This window comes from Streptomyces sp. NPDC034103, from assembly GCF_055575395.1.
Genome location: NZ_JBVISS010000020.1, coordinates 1 through 17,219, shown reverse-complemented (window position 1 = coordinate 17,219; position 17,219 = coordinate 1). Strand labels below are relative to the sequence as shown.

The following is a 17,219-nucleotide window of genomic DNA, read 5'->3' as shown; positions in this document are numbered from 1 at the left end:
CCATCACAGAGGGAGATTTGGGAGCATGTCGATCAAGTCGGCCGTGAAGAAGGCCGTCAAACCCGTCGTCGGTGAGCGCGGCTGGGAGACCCTGCGCAAGGTCAAGCAGCGGACGGTCGGCCCCCAGCCGAAGCCCAGGCCGCAGGCCCCCACGGGTGTCGCCGCGATCTCCGACGACCTGTGCAAGCTGGCCGCGCACTACAAGACCGACAAGTGGGGCGCCCACAAGTACGCCAAGCACTACCAGCGCTACCTCCAGCACCTGAAGAACAAGGAGTTCAACCTGCTGGAGATCGGCATCGGCGGCTACGCCCGGGCCGGTCAGGGCGGGGCGTCGCTGCGGATGTGGAAGGCGTTCTTCCCCAACGCGCAGATCCACGGGGTCGACATCCAGGACAAGTCCTTCGTCGACGAGGACCGGATCACCACCTACATCGGCGACCAGTCCGACCCCGACTCGCTGCTCTCCATCGCCGGGAAGATCGGCAAGCTCGACGTCATCATCGACGACGGCAGCCACCGCAGCCCCCATGTCATCACCACGTTCAAGACCCTGTTCCCGCTGCTCAGCGACGGCGGCATCTACGTGGTCGAGGACACCCAGAGCTCCTACTGGCCGGAGTGGATGGGCAGCGAGGACCTCGACTCCCCGGACACCAGCATGGGCCTGCTCAAGCGGCTCACGGACGGGCTGAACTACGAGGAGTTCGTGGACGAGGACTACAAGCCCACGTACACCGACCGCAACATCGTGGGCATCCACTTCTTCCACAATCTCGTGATCATCGAGAAGGGCGTCAACGCCGAGGGCAGCAACAAGCGCCAGGCGCTCAAGGCCCGCTACGGCACCGAGGCCAAGGCGACCAAGACGTCGTCGTAGTACGCCGGTCGTGATCGCGGCACGACAGCAGGGGGCCCTGCCCTTCGGACGACCGAAGGGCAGGGCCCCCTGCTGTGTGCTCGGACGCTGTCAGTCTCCGGGCGTCCCGCTGCGCAGCCGCTCGTAGTAGGCGGAGCACTCCGCGTACGACGGGAGCAGCCCAGCCCGCTCCGCCTCGGCCAGGGAGGGCGCCTGCGCGTCCTTCTCCGACAGCACCGGCGCGATCCCCTCCGGCCAGGCGATGCCCAGCTGCGGGTCCAGCGGGTGCACGCCGTGCTCCCGGCCCGGCGCGTAGCCCGTCGAGCACAGGTACACCACGGTGGCGTCGTCGGTCAGCGCCATGAACGCGTGCCCGAGCCCCTCCGCGAGGAAGACGGCGTGCCGCGTGTCGTCGTCGAGCCGCACCGCCTCCCAGCTGCCGTACGTGGGCGAGCCGACGCGGATGTCGACCACCACGTCAAGGACGGCACCGCGCACACAGGTGACGTACTTGGCCTGGCTGGGCGGCACGTCGGCGAAGTGCACCCCGCGCAGCACGCCCCGCTTGGAGACCGAGCAGTTCGCCTGCGCCAGCGACAGGTCGTACCCGGTGGCCTCGCGGAACTCCTCGCCGCGGTACCACTCGTGGAAACTGCCCCGCTCGTCCGGGAACACCTTGGGCTCCAGCACCCAGGCGCCCTCTATACCCAGCGGTCGCACCCGCTACCTCCTGCCGTTCTTGATCCGGGATGCCGCACCGCGCAGCACCCTGCCGAGCTTGCGGCGCACCTTGCGGGCCAGCCGCTCCAGGCCGCCGGGCCTCGGCGCGCGCACCGCACGGACCGTTCCGCCCGTGACACGCAGGGCGAAGGGCAGCGCGAGGTGACGCGGTTCGGGCGCCTCCGGGACGGGGTTCAGCGCGACCCGCCAGGTGGTGCCCCGCAGTTCGGCGACCGGCAGCTCGGCCTCCAGCACCGCCCCTGTCCGGTCCGCGGCGGGGGAGAGGGTGCCGGGCACGTCCACGATCCGCGCGGAACCGAGCCGCAGCACGACCTTGGTCTCCCCGGGCACGTGCAGCGGTACCGCCGCTTCGATCCGGTCACCGGAGACGGTGACGGTACCGGGCGTGACGCGGTCCAGGCCGAGCCGCTGGGGCGCGCGGTCCACGGCGAGGGCGAGGTTGCCGTGCGGGTTGGTCCAGTACGGCAGGACCGTACGGCCGCCCGCGAGGGCCGCCTGCGGCACGGGACGGTTTTCGACCGGGGCCGGGCCCAGCCGGCACTCCTTGGTCCATCCGCCGAGCCGGACCCGGACGAAGGCGTCCCACAGCCCGCCGGCCGGCGCCACGCCGTCGGCCGCGGTGGCCGGGTCGACGGTGGCCGTGACCCGCAGCACCAGGCGGACGCGCTCGCCCTCGGGCACCGTCTCGCGGGTGACCTTGACGGGCTGGAAGTGCTGGGCGGCGCTGGCGCGTTCGCGCAGCAGCAGGTCGCCGGTGGTCGTGTCGAAGCGGGCGACGCAGTCGGCGGACACCCAGGCGATGGCCTCGGCGACGTCCAGCGGCGGACGGTCGGTGGCCGGGGCGCCCTGGGCGGGGAAGAGCATCGGCTCGCCGCCTGAGGTGAACTCGGTGCGCAGCGTCACCCGCAGGGTGCCGTCCTGCCACTCGACGCCCTCGGGGACGGCCCGCAGGCCGATGCCGGCCTCCCACTCGGCGAAGGCCACGGCGTCGTCGTAGCGGTCCGCGGCGATCAGCGCGGCCACGAGCCGCTGGGTCGGCGGGAGCCCGGCCGCGACACCGGGGCCGAAGCGCTCGACGACGGTGGCGTGGATCTCCGCGAACAGGGCGCGGCGGTAGTCCTCGGGCAGCGCCAGCATCCGCTTTCCGCGCAGCCGCTCGACCATCTCGTTGCGCAGCCAGCGGCGGAAGAGACGGTCCCTGAGCTCGCCCGGCTTGGTGTAGGTCTCGACGACGTCGAGGGCCTCGCGCAGGTTCTTGAAGTACCCCGCCGGGTCGAACTGCTGGAAGCCGGCGTTGGAGGCGTCGTCGCGGCGCACATGGTAGTAGCAGACGTAGTCGCTGAGCACGGAGACGTTGCCCGCGCGCAGATACGCCTCGGCGATGAAGACATGGTCCTCCAGGCGCCGACGGCCCTCCGGGAACCGCAGTCCGATGTCGTCGAGGAAGGCCCGGCGGAACATCTTGTGCGGGGTGAGGCTGTCGATGAGCGGCGCGTTCTCGACGGACGCGTGCGGGTGGTTGCGGCGGAACAGCTCGACGGGGACGGGACGCCCCTTGCCGGCCATCTTGCCCACGATCACGTCGGCGCCGTTGGCGACGCCGTAGTCGTACATCCGCTCCAGGGCTTCGTCGCCGAGGTAGTCGTCGTTGTCGACGAACATGACGAACTCGCCCCGGGCCTCGGCGATCCCCACATTGCGAGGCTTGCCCGACCATCCGGAGTTCTCCTGGTGGAAGACTCGGACGCGGGAATCCTCGGCAGCGAGCTCATCGAGCCGGGCTGGTGTTCCGTCGGTGGAACCGTCGTCGACGAAGATCACTTCGTACTCGTCCGGAGGCAGCGACTGCCTCTGCAGAGATGCGATGCAGTCCTCGATGTACACCCCGGGGTTGTACACGGGGACGACGACGCTGACCTTGACCGGCATGAGGCTCGGTCCCCCTTGGGTCGCTTGTCGTTTCTGTCATGGTGCGGTGCTTGTGGCCAGATGCTAACCCGCCGGCATCACGCTTCTCGCTTCGGCCACCGCCGCGATCGCGTACCGATCAGGTGAACGTTGACGAACTCCTGCCGATAGTCGGACTGCGTGAGGAACTCCTGTGAGCCGACATGGAGTTCCCCATTCCTCGATCTTTCTCCGCGGAATGCGAGAACCAGGGGCGGGGCCGGACGGTCATGGCGTGCAGGGTTCCGTCCAATTCGTTGGACGCCCCTTGGTGTCGCCCGCTGAGATGGACGGCGTGCTGATCGACACCACGCTCGTACGCCGCCTGCTCACCGCCCAGTTCCCGCGATGGGCCCACCTCCCCCTGGCGCCGGTTCAGCAGTCCGGCATGGACAACGCCACCTTCCGGCTCGGCGAGGACCTGTCCGTGCGGCTGCCCCGGTACGCGCACTGGGCGGGGCAGGTCGCGCGCGAGCACCGCTGGCTGCCGTACCTCGCCCCGCGGCTGCCACTCGCCGTGTCCGAGCCCCTGGAGATCGGCGCGCCCGGCGAGGGCTACCCCTACCCGTGGTCGGTGTACCGCTGGCTGGACGGCGAGACCGCCACCACCGAGGGCCTGGCCGACCCGGTCCGGGCCGCCCTCGACCTCGCGGGGTTCGTCACCGCGCTCCAGGACATCGACCCGACCGGCGGACCCGGCCCCGAGCAGAGCAACGCCTTCCGCGGCGTGCCCCTGGGCGATCCGCGCGACTCACTGGCCGCCGAGGCACGGGTGCGGCCCAAGCTGGAGGCGTTGCGCGCGACGGGACTCGTCGACGTCGACGCGGTGACGGAGGTGTGGGACGCGGCCCTCGCGGCGCCCGCCTGGGAGAAGCCGCCGGTGTGGATCCACGGCGACCTCGCCCCGGGCAACCTGCTGAGCAGGAACGGCCGACTGAGCGCCGTGATCGACTTCGGGACGCTGGCCGTCGCCGACCCCGCGGTCGACCTGGTGCCCGCCTTCACCTTCCTGCCTCCCCGGGCCCGGGACGCCTTCCGTGCAGCCGTCGCCGCCGACGACGCCACCTGGGCACGCGCGCGTGGCTGGGCCGTCGCGGGGTCCCTCCCGGTGCCCGACGACCCGTACTTCCAGCAGGACCCGGCCCGCGTCACCCGGGCCCTCGGCCACCTGGAACAGGTGATCGCGGACCACCGCCGGGGTTGACGCCGGCGCCGGCGCGAGGGCGGCGACCCATCCGTCGAGCACGCCGGGTCCTGCTCGTCTCGGCCGTGGAGGGAGTCCAGGCGCGGACCCGGGTCCTGACGCGGACCATCGCCGAGGTGGAGCGCGCCCTCGCGCGGCCGGCGGTTGCCCGCCCGGCGACCGGCGGTCCTGCCGCGCGGACCAGGTCGAGCGGTGGGGGAGATCAGCCGGCCGACAAGGGCCGGGACGCGGCTCGCCGGGCGTAAATCCGTTGGCGGCCCGGGGGCGGATCTGCTGCACTGCTGGGGACCGATCGGCAATCCGTGAAGGAGAGCAGCAGTGCGACTCGCATGCATGTCCAACCGAGAAGACATCACCCCCTCCTCAAAGGACATGACGCTTCGTGCACTTGCTCAACCTCGGGATCCTCGCCCATGTCGACGCCGGTAAGACCAGCCTGACCGAGCGGCTGCTGCACTCGGTCGGAGTCATCGACGAGATCGGCAGCGTCGACGCCGGCAGCACCCGGACCGACACGCTCGCGCTGGAGCGACAGCGCGGTATCACCATCAAGTCGGCCGTCGTCTCCTTCGCGGTCGACGACGTCACCGTCAACCTCATCGACACCCCCGGCCACCCGGACTTCATCGCCGAGGTGGAGCGCGTCCTCGGCGTGCTCGACGGCGCGGTGCTGGTCGTCTCGGCCGTGGAGGGGGTCCAGGCACAGACCCGGGTCCTGATGCGGACCCTTCAGCGGCTGCGCATCCCCACGCTGATCTTCGTCAACAAGATCGACCGGCGCGGGGCTCAGGACGAGGGTGTCCTGCGCGCCCTCGCCGAGCGGCTGACGCCCGCACTCGTCCCGATGGGGCGAGCCGTCGAACTCGGCACGCGTGACGCCGCCTTCGTGCCGGGGCCCGTGCCCGTCGATGTGCTCGCCGACCATGACGACGACCTGCTCGCCGCCTTTGTCGACGGCACGCTCGCGCCGAGGCGTACGCGCGCGGCGCTGGTCGCCCAGACCCGTCAGGCCCTCGTCCACCCCGTGTTCTTCGGCTCCGCCGTCACCGGGGCCGGTGTGCCCGAACTGATCGACGGGATCAAGGAGCTGCTGCCGCGCGCCGACGGCGACCCCGAGGGGCCGCTCTCCGCGACCGTGTTCAAGGTGGAGCGGGGACCGGCGGGGGAGAAGATCGCCTACGTGCGCATGTTCTCCGGAACGCTGCGCACCCGCGACCGGGTTCCCTTCGGGGGCGCCCGTACCGGCGACACCCGTGCCGGCGACACCCGTATGGGCGACACCCGTGCCGGGGAGGCCGGTGTCGGCGACGCCCGTTTCGGCGACGCCCGGGAAGCGGGCCGGGTCACCGCGGTCAGCGTCTTCGACCACGGCACGGACATCCGCCAGGACGCCGTCCCGGCCGGACGGATCGCGAGGCTCTGGGGGCTCGGTGAGGTCAGGATCGGGGACGCGATCGGTGAGCCCCGCAAGGCCCACGACCGCTTCTTCGCCCCGCCGACCCTGGAGACCGTCGTGGTCCCCGGGCCGGACACGGACCGGCGGGCGCTGCACCTCGCGCTCACCCGGCTCGCCGAACAGGACCCGCTGATCGGCCTGCGCCACGACGAGGTGCGCCAGGAGACCTCCGTGTCGCTGTACGGGGAGGTCCAGAAGGAGGTCATTCAAGCCACTCTCGCGGACGAGTTCGGGCTCGCCGTCGGGTTCCGCGAGACGACGCCGCTGTGCGTCGAGCGACCGGCCGGGTCCGGGGCGGCCGCGGAGTTCATCAAGAAGGACGCCAACCTCTTCCTCGCGACGGTCGGCCTGCGCGTGGACCCGGCTCCGGCCGGATCCGGCGTCGCCTTCCGGCTGGAGGTGGAGCTCGGGGCGATGCCGTACGCCTTCTTCAAGGCCGTCGAGGACACCGTCCGCGAGACCCTCGGGCAAGGCCTGAACGGCTGGCAGGTCACCGACTGCACGGTCACCATGACCCACTGCGGCTACTGGCCCCGTCAGAGCCACTCCCATCAGGGCTTCGACAAGAGCATGTCCAGCACGGGAGCGGACTTCCGCGGACTGACCCCGCTGGTGCTGACCGACGCGCTGCGCAGGGCGGGCACCCAGGTGTACGAGCCCATGCACCGGTTCCGGGTCGAGGCCCCGGCGGACACGCTGGGCGCGCTGCTCCCGGTGCTGGCGGCGCTGGGGGCGGTGCCGCGGACCACCGAGACGCGCGGTGCCGTCTGCGTTCTGGAGGGCGCGGTGCCGGCGGCCCGGGTGCACGCCCTGGAGCAGCGGCTGCCCGGGCTCACGCGTGGCGAGGGGGAGTGGGAGAGCGGGTTCGACCACTACGCGCCGGTCCTGCGCGGCGAGGTGCCGTGCCGGCCGCGCACCGATCACAACCCGCTGAACCGCAAGGAGTACCTGCTGAACGTGACGCGCAGAGTGGGCTCCTGAGTCGGCTGAGAAACAACGTGTGAAAAAACCTGAGACTTACTCATGAGTCACCAGTGTTGACGATGTCCGGAAAGCGCTTGACTGTAGTGGACATGCCGAATATCCGGGCTCGTCTGCTGGTTGTTCTGGTTGTCCTTCTCGGATCCCTGACGGTGGCGGGTGCCAAGCCCGCCACCGCCGCAGTCCCCCACTCCCTCTGGTTCGACGGCACGGCGCTGACCGTGTCGAACGGCCGCTTCGTCGACGGGCAGGGCCGCGAGGTCGTGCTGCGCGGCTACAACGTCTCCGGCGAGACCAAGCTGGACGAGAACCACGGACTGCCCTTCGCCTCCGTGGCCGACGCGAAGAAGTCCGCCGCCGCAATGAGAGCCCTCGGCGGCGGCAACTCCGTCCGCTTCCTGCTCTCCTGGGCGTACGCGGAGCCGGTGCGCGGTCAGCTGGACACGGCCTACCTGTCCGCCGCCACCGCGCAGATGGGCGCATTCCTGGACGCGGGCATCCGTGTCTACCCCGACTTCCACCAGGACCTCTACTCCCGCCACCTCTTCGACCCCGACAGCTGGTACACGGGCGACGGCGCGCCCAAATGGGCCGTGGACCTCGGGAACTACCCCGACGAGTCCTGCGGGATCTGCTTCCTGTGGGGCCAGAACATCACCCAGAACGGCGCGGTGAAGGCCGCCCAGTACGACTTCTGGCACAACGCCCACGGCCTCCAGGACTCCTTCCTGGGCATGGCCCAGCAGACCATGACCTACATCAGGCAGCACCTCACCGCGGAGCAGTTCGCGGGCGTCCTCGGCTTCGACCCCTACAACGAGCCGTACGCGGGCAGTTACGACTCCGGCCAGAACAGCCGCACGTGGGAACGCGACCTCCTGTGGCCCTTCTACGTGAAGTTCCGTGCCCGGATGGACACGGCGGGCTGGCAGGACAAGCCCGCCCTCGTCGAGCCCAACCTCTTCTGGAACGGCAACGTCAGCAAGGAGGAGGGCGGCCTCCTCGACGCGGGCACGATCGGCTCCCGATACGTCTTCAACACCCACTTCTACGACCAGAAGGCCATCTCCGGCATCCTCATGTGGGGCAACGCCTCCGACGGCCAGTACGTGACCGACTTCGGCACGGTCCGCGACCGGGCCTCGGCGCTCGGCACCACGGCCGTCGTCAGCGAGTTCGGCCACCCGCTCAACGGCAACACCGCAGGCAAGGCCCCCACCGTCCTCAAAGCGATGTACCAGGCCCTGGACTCCCGGGTGAAGGGCGCCAACTGGTGGGCCGCACCCGCCACTTCAGGACCGGTCCTGTCCGGTTCCCAGTGGCAGTGGGACATCTACCACGGCCGCCATCACGAGTTGATGAACGGCAACCCGGACAAGGTGCTCACCAGCGGCGACGCCTGGAACGACGAGGACCTGTCCGCCGTGCGGCTCGACGACTCCGGTACGGCGGTGCTGCGCCAGGACGCCCGGCTCCTGGACCGGATCTACCCGAGCGCCACCTCGGGCAGCACCCGCGCCTTCACCTACGAGGACCGCTCCCGCGACGGCTCCACGACCCTGACCTGGAACCCGGTCCCCAGCAGCCTGCCGAACGTGTCCTCGCTGGTCGGCTCCGGCCAGTACTCCCTGCTGGTCTGGCGCTCGGGCAGCGGCTCGGCACCCACCGAACTGCACCTCCCGGCCTCCTTTCCGAACGCCTCCACCACCGTGGTCTCCGACCTCGGCACGGCCTACGCCCCGCCGGCGTACACCTCGTCCACCCCGATCGGCACGGCCGCCGAGCCCGGCGGCACCGGCAGCCGCCGCCTGCTGCTCACCGACTCCGACAGCGGCGCCCTGCACTACGCGCTGGTCACCAACGGGGCCACCGCGCCCTCGGCCACCGTGCTGAACGCGGCCAGGTCCGAGCTGGCGGCCTGGATGGCGTCGAAGTTCGCTTGACCCTCTCCTTACGTCAGGGGTGAGCGGGACCCTGATGAAAGAGCAGGTGAATGAGCTACTCCGTGCGGCAGGTCGCAGTTGGGCGAGGAGATCGCCCGGTTGCGGCGGCTCTCGGCCGCTGGCCTCGGAACTGGAGGACTTCCTCGCGGCCGGACCGCGGCCGGTGTTCGTCGGGTTCGGCAGCATGGCCGCCGGGCAGGGGGAGCGGCTCGGCGGCATCGCCCTGGCAGCGCTGCGGTGGGCCGGCCCGCGCGGGATCCTCCCCGACGGTCAGGACGTCGTCGCCGTCGGCCGCGAGTCCGGCCGCGCCGGTCTGCAGGTCCACCACGCCGGCGCGGGCACCTCGGCGGCCGGACCGCGCGCCGGGGTGCCCGTGGTGCCGGTGCCGGTGACGGCGGACCAGCCGTTCTGGGCGGGGCGGCCGGCCGCGCTCGGAGCCGCCGCGGACCCGATCCCGTTCCGGTCGCTGACGGCCGAGGCGCTCGCCGGTGCGCTCGGCCGTGTCGTACGGCAGCAGTCCTGCAGCCGTGCCGCCATGGCCGCCGCGCGGCTCCTGGCCACCGAGGACGGGGCGGGCGAGGCGGTCAAGGCCGTGGAACGGTCGGCGGGCTGGAGCCTCAGGAGGCGGGGCTCGTCCAGTTCGCCGCGACATGGCCGAGGCGGACCCGCTGCGGGTGGTCGCCGACGGGGACGGACACCGTCTTCTGGCCGGTGGCGAAGTTGATCGCCGTGACCTGGTCGGTACCACTCTCGGAGACCACGCAGAGCTTGCCGTCGCCGCTGACCGTGGCCCAGTAGGGCTTGGAGGCGGTGACCAGCGGGCCCTCCTGGAGGGTGGTGCGGTTGACGACGGTCGCGTAGTCGTCCATGGTCCCGGCGACACAGAGCTTGGAGCCGTCGGGGCTCATCGAGATGCCGTGATGGCGTGAGTCGTTGACGTACGTGGTGCGGTCGTCGTTGGTCGCCGGGTTCTTCGGCAGGGTCTTCGTCCGGGTGATCTTGTCGGTGGCGAGGTCGTACTCGAAGAAGCCGTTGAAGAACGACACCTGGAAGTACAGCTTCGACTCGTCCGGGGAGAACACGGCCGGGCGGACCGCGTCGGAGTGGTCGGTCAGACCGATCGCGTCCAGCTTCGGGCGCATGTCGATGACCTTGACCTGCTGGTAGGTGGTGGCGTCGACGACCGTGATGCGCCGGTCACCCTTCGTCCAGTCCAGCCACGGGGCGTCGGTGGCGGTGTTCACGTCGCCGATCGCCATGTTGTAGATGTACTTGCCGTCCTTGGTGAAGATGTTCTCGTGCGGCTTGTCGCCGGTGGAGAACTTGCCGAGTTGCTTTCCGGTGTTGATGTCCAGCACGTGCACGGTGTTCGAGGTCGAGGCGGACACCGCCACCCGGGTGCCGTCGGGGGAGACCGCCATGTGGTCGGAGCGGTAACCCGATACGGGGAAACGCCAGTTGAGGGCCCCGGTGGCCAGGTTGATCGACACCACGTCGGCGAAGCTCGGCCGGGAGACGACGACCGACGCGCCGTCCGGCGTGGTGTACATGTCGTCGACGAACTGGTCGTGGCCCTCGCCGACACCGTTGCGGATCGCCATGAAGTAGATCCACCTGATCGGATCGGCGTTGATCTCCGCCATCCGCGCGTCCTTGTCGGGGATGACGTTGATCCGGCCGATCTTCGCGAGATCGCCGGTGGACCTGAGGACGTCGGCGGTGCCGTCCCAGTTGTTGCCGACGAACAGCACCTCGCGCAGGGCGGCGGCGTCCGCGGCGGAGGCGGTGGTGGCCGGGGCGGTGACGGCCAGGGCGACCGCGGCGGCCAGGGCGCCCAGATGTCGGGGCCTGAGAACAGGCATGACGGCTCTCTCCTCTGAGTGGGGTTCATGAGTAGGACATGCCAAGTCGGAGCGGATGAAACTGAACACAGGTACTTTCAGAGTCAACTTACTGCAAAGTAAGGAAGGGGCACCCTTCTCCACAAGACGTCGTGCACGACAAAATTGGCGAGCCAGTGGACGATCAACCTGGCGAGCCACTGGACGATCAACGGAGGTGACCGTGGCGGGCAGGCTCAAGGCGCCGACCGGCCGCTACGGCGGCAAGACCGCCGAGGAGCGCCAGGCGCTGCGGCGCCGGCGTTTCCTGGAGGCGGCGCTTCAGCTGTTCGGCGACACCCCCGGCTACCGGAACACGACGGTCGCCGCGCTCAGCGAGGCCGCCGGGCTGTCGACCCGCCAGTTCTACGAGGAGTTCCGCACGCTCGAGGACGTCCTCGCCGCCCTCCACCTCCAGGTCAACGGCTGGGCCGAGGAGGCGGTCCTGGCGGCGGTGGCCGACGCGGACGCCCTGCCACTGGCCGAGCGCGCCGCCGCGATCTTCCGGGCGTACTCCGCCAACGTCACCGCCGATCCGCGCCGTATCCGCATCACCTTCGTCGAGATCATCGGCGTCAGCCCCCGCATGGAGGAGCAGCGCCTCGCCCGCCGGGCCGGCTGGATCGACCTGCTGTGCGCCGAGGCGAACGCGGCCGTGGCGCGCGGGGAGGCGGCGCCCCGGGACTACCGGCTCCCGGCGGCGGCGTTCATCGGCGCCGTCAACGGGCTGCTGCACGACTGGAGCGCGGGGTGGGTGGACGCGACGCTGGACGAGGTCGTGGAGGAACTGGTCCGACAGCTGCTGGGGATCCTCCAGCCGACAGGATGGAGCCCGGCCCCCAGGTGAGCGGAGCGCAGCTTCCGGACCGGCGGTCGGCGGCCAGACGGCGCCCCGGGCTCCGGCAGGCCTGTCCCTTCGCGCCGCGCGTCTTTCCGGTGCGGGGGCGATGGCCGCGATGAGTGGCCGTGCGTAGCGGTCGGCCGTGTCCCTTCGCGCCCACCGGTGCGGGGAGCGGTGCCCGGCCGGATGGGGGCGATGAGTGGCCGTACGTGGCGGTCGGCCCTGCCCCTTCGCGTCGCGCGTCCTCCCCGTGCGGAGAGCGGCGGCCGGGGCCGGTGGCGGCGACGAGTGGCCGCACGTAGCGGAGTCCGTCAGCCTGCCAGGCGGTTCACCGCGGCCACCACCGGTGCGACGCCGTCCTCCGCGCGGATGCGGGTGCCCAGGGTCCGCGCGCGCTCCCGGTAGCCCGGATCACGGGTGGCCCGCGCCAGCGCCGAGGCGAGCGCGTCGGAGCTCAGCCGCCGCAGCGGGACCACGGTCGGTGCCACGCCCAGGGCGACCAGGCGGGCCGACCAGAAGCCCGCGTCGAACTGCACCGGCACCGGTACGGCCGGCACCCCCGCCCGCAGTCCGGCCGCGGTCGTGCCGGCGCCCGCGTGGTGGACGACCGCGGCCATGTGCGGGAAGAGCGCCGAGTGCGCGACCTCGTCGATGGTCAGCATGTCGTCGCCGTCCGCCGCGAGCCCGCCCCAGCCCCGCTGGATCACCCCGCGCAGTCCGGCCCGGCGCAGGGCGCGCACCAGGGCGGCACTGAGCCGTTCGGGGTGCGGCACGGTCGCGCTGCCCAGACCGACGAAGACCGGCGGCGGGCCGGCGTCGAGGAACGCGCGCAGCTCGGGCGGGAGTTCGCGCTTCACGTCGTACGGCCACCAGTAGCCCGTGACCTCCAGGCCCGCCCGCCAGTCGCGCGGCCGGGCCACCACGTGCGGGCTGAAGCCGTGGTGCACCGGCCAGCCCTGCCGCTCCCGGGCCCGGAACGCGGCGCCGGTCCCCAGCCGCGGCAGGCCCAGGCGCCGACGCAGCGCCGGGACGGTCGCTGAGAAGACCTGCTCGACGGCGAGGCCCACCCCGTGCCCCGCGATCCGGTTGCCGGCCGCGCCCCAGGAGCCGCCGCCCATCATGGGTGGCCAGAACTCCCTGGTGCCGGCGAGGGGTTGAAGGTAGACGCCCATGCTCGGCAGGGACAGGCCCTCGGCGACCGTGTGCCCGAGGGGTGCCAGCGAGGCGGACAGCAGCAGGACGTCGCTCGCGCGGGCGGCGGCCAGAACGTCGTCCGCCATCTCGCGGGCCAGGGTCCGCGCCATGCCGACCACCCGCACCAGCTTTCCGGCGCCGGTCGTGCTGCGGTGCAGGGCCTGACCGCGCGGGGACTCGAGTTCGGCCCTGGGGTCCACCGGCAGGGGGTGGAAGCCGAGCCCGGACCCCGCCACCAGCGGTGCGAAGGAGCCGTGCGTGACCAGGGTGACCTCGTGCCCGGCCCGCAGAAGGCCGTGCCCCAGACCGGTGAAGGGGGCGACGTCGCCCCGGGATCCCGCCGTCATGATCGCTACGCGCACGCCCGCCAGTATGGCGGGGCGGGTCCGCGCGGGGAGAATGACCGGGCGGATCCGGCTACTTCACGTCTGTCGCATCCGTTGACTTCCCCCTCGGGCGGTTCTACTTTCGGCGCGCGACACGTTCGAAGCTTCGATCTGTGTTCGATATATCGAATTCTCGTGTCGAGATACCGACACCGCTGTCAGGTGTTCCCCCTTGTCCCCCCACGAAGGAGCCGCGTGTACCCCCCACCGAGAGACGTCCGACGTGCCAGAGCGGCCGTCGTCCGCGCCCTGGTCCTCGCCCTGACCGCCACCGCGGCCCTGCTGTTCGCCCAGCCGACCACGGCACAGGCGGCGACGAGCCGTCAGATACCGGTGCCCACCGCCCCGATGGGGTGGGCCTCCTGGAACAGTTTCGCCGCCGTCATCGACCACGACGTCATCAAGCAGCAGGTCGACGCGTTCGTGGCGGCCGGCCTGCCGGCGGCCGGCTACAACCACATCAACATCGACGAGGGCTGGTGGCAGGGCACCCGTGACGCCGCCGGCAACATCACGGTCGACGAGTCCGAGTGGCCCGGCGGCATGAGCGCCATCGCCGACTACATCCACAGCAAGGGACTCAAGGCGGGTATCTACACGGACGCCGGCAACGACGGCTGCGGCTACTACTTCCCCACGGGCCGCCCCGCCGCGCCCGGCTCCGGCAGCGAGGGGCACTACGAGCAGGACATGCTCCAGTTCTCCCGGTGGGGCTTCGACTTCGTGAAGGTCGACTGGTGCGGCGGCGACGTCGAGGGGCTCGACGCGAAGAGCACCTACCAGGCGATCAGCGACGCGGCCGCGAAGGCCACGGCCACCACGGGCCGTCCGCTCACCCTGTCGATCTGCAACTGGGGCAAGCAGAACCCCTGGAACTGGGCCCCGGGGCAGGCCGCGATGTGGCGGACCAACACCGACATCATCTACTGGGGCGACAAGCCCTCCATGAGCAGCCTGCTGACCAACTACGACACCAACCTGCACCCCACCTCGCAGCACACCGGTTACTACAACGACCCCGACATGCTGATGGTCGGCATGGACGGCCTCACCGCCGCCCAGAACCGCACCCACATGAACCTCTGGGCCGTCTCCGGCGCCCCGCTCCTCGCCGGCAACAACCTCGCCACCATGACCACCGAGACCGCGAACATCCTCAAGAACCCCGAGGTCATCGCCGTCGACCAGGATCCGCGCGGCCTCCAGGGCGTCAAGGTCGCCGAGGACACCACCGGACTCCAGGTGTACGGCAAGGTCCTGTCGGGCGCCGGCAACCGCGCGGTCGTCCTGCTCAACCGCACCTCCACCGCCCAGAACATCACCGTCCGCTGGTCCGACCTCGGCCTGACCAACGCGAACGCCACCGTCCGTGACCTGTGGACACGGCAGAACATCGGCTCGTACGGCACGAGTTACACCACCTCCGTCCCGGCGGGCGGCTCGGTGATGCTCACCGTCAAGGGCGGCACGGAGGCCGCGAGCAGCACCTACACCGGCACGTCGAGCTTCTCCGGCGTGGCCGCCGGCAGCACCGGGGTGAAGACCGTCGACATCGCCTACACCAACACCACCGCGACCGCCCGCACCGCGACCCTCAAGGTCAACGGCCAGGGCACGACGGCGGTCTCCTTCCCGCCCACCGGCTCCTCCCAGGGCACGGTCTCCGTCCAGGTCGCCCTGTCGAAGGGCTCCTCCAACACCCTGACCTTCACCGGCGCGCCGACGCTCGCCGACATCACCGTCCGCCCGCTGCCCGGCGCCAACGCCGCCCTGGTCACCGGCGCCCAGTCCGGCCGCTGCCTCGACGTCTTCGACCACACCCTCACCAACGGCACCCAGGCCGAGCTGTGGGACTGCAACGGCGGCCAGAACCAGCAGTGGACGTACACCTCCCGCAAGGAACTCGTGGTGTACGGCAACAAGTGCCTGGACGCCTACGACCGCGGCACCGCCAACGGCACCAAGGTCGTGATCTGGGACTGCAACGGCCAGAGCAACCAGAAGTGGAACGTCAACGGCGACGGCACCCTCACCAACGTCAACGCCGGCATCTGCCTGGACGCCAACGGCGCGGGCACGGCGAACGGCACGAAGATGGTGCTGTGGTCGTGCAACGGGCAGAACAACCAGAAGTGGACCCTGAACTAGCCCACCCGCGCGGGCGAGGTCGCCTCCGGCACGGCCTCGCCCGCACCGCGCCCACTCGGGCAGGTGCTCCCCGCTCCTCAACCTCGCTTCCGGTCAGGGCCGCAGGTGCGGCGGCACGAGGCACAGCGCCAGGACCGCGGCGAGCCCCGCGCAGCCCAGCAGCCAACCGGCCAGCAGACGGCGGCGCAGCTCCCGGTACGCCGACTCGTACTCGTCGCGCAGCCGGCCGGCACGCAGCGCCGTGCCCTGCCAGGAGGCGCGGGCCAGCGCGAGGTACTCCGTCTCGAACCGGCGCTCCACCTCGGCGCGTTGGGTGTCGGTGAGCCAGGACAGCGGCGCGGTGAAACGCTCGGCGGCCGTGCGTCCCTCCTCCCGGGTGGCGGCGAGCAGCAGATGGCCCTCGACGTCGTTGAGGAACTCACTCACAGCGCCGTCAACTCCCGCTCCTGCGTGGCGGGGTGGTGCAGGTCGAACGCCGGGGACTCGCTGCGGATCCGCGGCAGCGCCACGAAGTTGTGCCGCGGCGGCGGGCACGAGGTCGCCCACTCCAGCGAGCGGCCGTAGCCCCAGGGATCGTCCGTCTCGACCTTCCTGCCGTACTTCGCCGTGCGCCAGACGTTGTAGAAGAAGGGCAGCATCGAGGCGCCGAGCACGAACGAGAAGACGCTGGACAGGGTGTTGAGCGGCGTCAGGCCCTCCACCGCGAGATAGTCCGGGATCCGGCGCTGCATACCGTTCACGCCGAGCCAGTGCTGCACCAGGAAGGTGCCGTGGAAGCCGATGAACAGCGTCCAGAAGGTGATCTTGCCGAGGCGCTCGTCGAGCATCCGGCCGGTGAACTTGGGCCACCAGAAGTGGAAGCCGGAGAACATCGCGAAGACGACGGTGCCGAAGATGACGTAGTGGAAGTGGGCGACCACGAAGTAGGTGTCCGAGGTCGGGAAGTCGAGTGGCGGCGAGGCGAGCATCACGCCGGTCAGACCGCCGAACACGAACGTGACGAGGAAGCCGGTGGCCCAGAGCATCGGTGTCTCGAAGGACAGCGAGCCCTTCCACATCGTGCCGATCCAGTTGAAGAACTTCACACCCGTCGGGACGGCGATGAGGAACGTCATGAACGAGAAGAAGGGGAGCAGTACACCGCCGGTGACGTACATGTGGTGCGCCCACACCGTCACGGACAGACCCGCGATCGCGATGGTCGCGCCGATCAGGCCCATGTAGCCGAACATCGGCTTGCGGGAGAAGACCGGGATGACCTCGGAGATGATGCCGAAGAACGGCAGGGCGATGATGTACACCTCTGGATGGCCGAAGAACCAGAACAGGTGCTGCCACAGAAGCGCGCCGCCGTTCGCCGCGTCGAAGATCTGCGCCCCGAACTTGCGGTCCGCCTCCAGCGCGAACAGCGCGGCGGCCAGCACGGGGAAGGCCAGGAGCACCAGGACGCCGGTCAGCAGCACGTTCCAGGTGAAGATCGGCATGCGGAACATGGTCATGCCCGGGGCGCGCATGCAGATGATGGTGGTGATGAAGTTGACCGCGCCGAGGATGGTGCCGAAGCCGGAGAAGGCCAGGCCCATGATCCACAGGTCGGCGCCGATACCGGGCGAGCGGACCGCGTCGGAGAGCGGGCTGT

Annotated in this window: 12 protein-coding genes and 1 pseudogene; 7 read left to right on the top strand and 6 right to left on the bottom strand. The window is 70.8% G+C overall.

Going from position 1 to position 17,219, the window contains the following annotated elements:
- Positions 1-25: 25 nt before the first annotated feature.
- The gene (locus tag ACZ56U_RS35430; RefSeq protein WP_469088032.1) at positions 26-880 is read left to right on the top strand and encodes a class I SAM-dependent methyltransferase; all 855 of its coding nucleotides are present in this window, start codon (positions 26-28) and stop codon (positions 878-880) included.
- Between the two features lie 90 nt (positions 881-970).
- Here ACZ56U_RS35430 and rfbC read toward each other — a convergent pair whose 3' ends face one another.
- Positions 971-1,579, bottom strand: coding sequence for a dTDP-4-dehydrorhamnose 3,5-epimerase (gene rfbC, locus ACZ56U_RS35425; protein WP_469088031.1), 609 nt, complete (start codon positions 1,577-1,579; stop codon positions 971-973).
- Positions 1,580-1,582: 3 nt separating this feature from the next.
- Positions 1,583-3,529 carry a glycosyltransferase family 2 protein gene (locus ACZ56U_RS35420; protein WP_469088030.1) on the bottom strand — a complete coding sequence of 649 codons (1,947 nt, stop codon included), beginning with the start codon at positions 3,527-3,529 and terminating at the stop codon, positions 1,583-1,585.
- A 289-nt stretch (positions 3,530-3,818) separates the two neighbouring features.
- Between ACZ56U_RS35420 and ACZ56U_RS35415 the strand changes: the two genes are divergently transcribed.
- The 4 genes and pseudogenes from ACZ56U_RS35415 to ACZ56U_RS35400 all read left to right on the top strand — a co-directional run.
- Positions 3,819-4,751 (top strand): aminoglycoside phosphotransferase family protein, encoded by a 933-nt coding sequence (locus ACZ56U_RS35415; protein ID WP_469088029.1) that lies wholly within the window; start codon positions 3,819-3,821, stop codon positions 4,749-4,751.
- Between the two features lie 382 nt (positions 4,752-5,133).
- Complete coding sequence (locus tag ACZ56U_RS35410; protein WP_469088028.1) at positions 5,134-7,188, top strand: GTP-binding protein; 2,055 nt, start codon at positions 5,134-5,136, stop codon at positions 7,186-7,188.
- Between the two features lie 92 nt (positions 7,189-7,280).
- A complete protein-coding gene (locus ACZ56U_RS35405; protein ID WP_469088027.1) occupies positions 7,281-9,131 on the top strand; it encodes a glycoside hydrolase family 5 protein in 1,851 nt (616 codons plus the stop codon).
- Between the two features lie 58 nt (positions 9,132-9,189).
- A pseudogene (locus ACZ56U_RS35400) lies at positions 9,190-9,732 on the top strand (glycosyltransferase); the annotation flags it as partial.
- A gap of 16 nt (positions 9,733-9,748) precedes the next feature.
- On the opposite strand, the gene ACZ56U_RS35395 reads toward ACZ56U_RS35400, so the two are convergent.
- Entirely contained in the window at positions 9,749-10,993 is a 1,245-nt protein-coding gene (locus ACZ56U_RS35395; protein ID WP_469088026.1) for a YncE family protein, read from the bottom strand.
- Between the two features lie 202 nt (positions 10,994-11,195).
- Between ACZ56U_RS35395 and ACZ56U_RS35390 the strand changes: the two genes are divergently transcribed.
- Positions 11,196-11,858 carry a TetR/AcrR family transcriptional regulator gene (locus ACZ56U_RS35390; RefSeq protein WP_469088025.1) on the top strand — a complete coding sequence of 221 codons (663 nt, stop codon included), beginning with the start codon at positions 11,196-11,198 and terminating at the stop codon, positions 11,856-11,858.
- 305 nt (positions 11,859-12,163) lie between these two features.
- Here the strand turns inward: ACZ56U_RS35390 and ACZ56U_RS35385 are convergent, their stop codons facing one another.
- Positions 12,164-13,393 (bottom strand): glycosyltransferase, encoded by a 1,230-nt coding sequence (locus ACZ56U_RS35385; RefSeq protein ID WP_469088182.1) that lies wholly within the window; start codon positions 13,391-13,393, stop codon positions 12,164-12,166.
- A gap of 234 nt (positions 13,394-13,627) precedes the next feature.
- Between ACZ56U_RS35385 and ACZ56U_RS35380 the strand changes: the two genes are divergently transcribed.
- A complete protein-coding gene (locus tag ACZ56U_RS35380) occupies positions 13,628-15,580 on the top strand; it encodes an RICIN domain-containing protein (protein ID WP_469088024.1) in 1,953 nt (650 codons plus the stop codon).
- Positions 15,581-15,673: 93 nt separating this feature from the next.
- On the opposite strand, the gene ACZ56U_RS35375 is transcribed toward ACZ56U_RS35380, so the two are convergent.
- Positions 15,674-16,006 (bottom strand): hypothetical protein, encoded by a 333-nt coding sequence (locus ACZ56U_RS35375; RefSeq protein ID WP_469088023.1) that lies wholly within the window; start codon positions 16,004-16,006, stop codon positions 15,674-15,676.
- Positions 16,003-17,219, bottom strand: a 1,217-nt coding sequence (locus ACZ56U_RS35370; protein WP_469088022.1) for a cytochrome c oxidase subunit I, incomplete at its 5' end; no start/stop codon positions are given. The genes ACZ56U_RS35370 and ACZ56U_RS35375, both read right to left, overlap by 4 nt.

Coding starts and splice junctions, on each gene's coding strand:
- ACZ56U_RS35395 (WP_469088026.1), bottom strand. CDS start 10,993: ATGCCTGTTCTCAGGCCCCGACATCTGGGCGCCCTGGCCGCCGCGGTC.
- ACZ56U_RS35405 (WP_469088027.1), top strand. CDS start 7,281: ATGCCGAATATCCGGGCTCGTCTGCTGGTTGTTCTGGTTGTCCTTCTC.
- ACZ56U_RS35420 (WP_469088030.1), bottom strand. CDS start 3,529: ATGCCGGTCAAGGTCAGCGTCGTCGTCCCCGTGTACAACCCCGGGGTG.
- ACZ56U_RS35430 (WP_469088032.1), top strand. CDS start 26: ATGTCGATCAAGTCGGCCGTGAAGAAGGCCGTCAAACCCGTCGTCGGT.
- ACZ56U_RS35385 (WP_469088182.1), bottom strand. CDS start 13,393: ATGACGGCGGGATCCCGGGGCGACGTCGCCCCCTTCACCGGTCTGGGG.